The sequence below is a fragment of the Mesorhizobium sp. M4A.F.Ca.ET.020.02.1.1 genome (assembly GCF_004022645.1).
Lineage (GTDB): Bacteria > Pseudomonadota > Alphaproteobacteria > Rhizobiales > Rhizobiaceae > Mesorhizobium.
This window is the reverse complement of record NZ_RZOI01001250.1, coordinates 1-820: the sequence shown is the minus strand read 5'-3', so window position 1 is coordinate 820 and position 820 is coordinate 1. Positions and strand designations below refer to the sequence as shown.

The window sequence follows — 820 nt, the reverse complement described above, 5'->3', positions numbered from 1 at the left end:
GTGGTGAGGAAGCGCGCCACCCAGTAGCTGAGGAAGGGTCTGTGCCGGAAAGCGGCATAGCGCTGGTCCGGCGAAGTCTGTTCAAGTGCCATGGAGAGAAAGGCCCCGTTGCGAAAAAAGGCCGGCGGGGCAACTTCCACGATGGGCGCTGGTCCGGCCAGATGACCTTCTAGCAAAGTTCGCGGCGGGATGTGTGGCAGAATCGCGCTGGATCAAGAAATTTCCGGCTGGCGGCAAGGCGGACCGGAAAGTCAGTCCCTGAGCGCGGCGGAAATGGCCTCCAGCCCACCGCGCAAGTCGGCCTCCTTCGGCCAACAGAACCCGACGCGGAAGAAGCGCTTCGGCATTTCGAACCAATGGCCGGGGCCGACATAGGTGCCGTGGTCTTCCAGCAGCCTTGTGTAGAAGCGATCGAGGTCGAATTCGGGATCGACGTTGAGCCTTGGGAAGCCGACAACGCCGCCTTGCGGCCGCACCCAGTCGACCAGCGGTTCGTGGTCGATCCATGCCTGCACGATGTCGCGCCGCTTGGCCATCTCGGGCAGAAGTATTGCGAGGAACGCATCGCGACGCTCGACCATGCCGCGCGCTATGCCTTCGTCGATGACGCTGCCGCAGATGCCGATCTGCTCCTTGGCGGCGAGGAACCTTTCCTGGAGCGCGGCGTCGCGAGTGACCAGCCAGCCGATGCGGATGCCCGGAATGCCGAAGGCCTTGGAGAGCGACGAGACGCTGATCGCGCGTTGGCTGAGCGATGCGGCCGCCGGCAGGCGCCGGCCGTAGGAAAGGTCGCGATAGGTCTCGTCGACCAGGAGATGGC

General features: G+C 64.4%; 1 protein-coding gene. It reads right to left on the bottom strand.

All coding sequences use genetic code 11. The annotated features are described in order from the left end of the window. Positions 1 to 251: 251 nt before the first annotated feature. Positions 252 to 820: aminotransferase class I/II-fold pyridoxal phosphate-dependent enzyme (locus EN742_RS36425; protein ID WP_128333959.1), on the bottom strand; the 569-nt coding region annotated here is incomplete at its 5' end.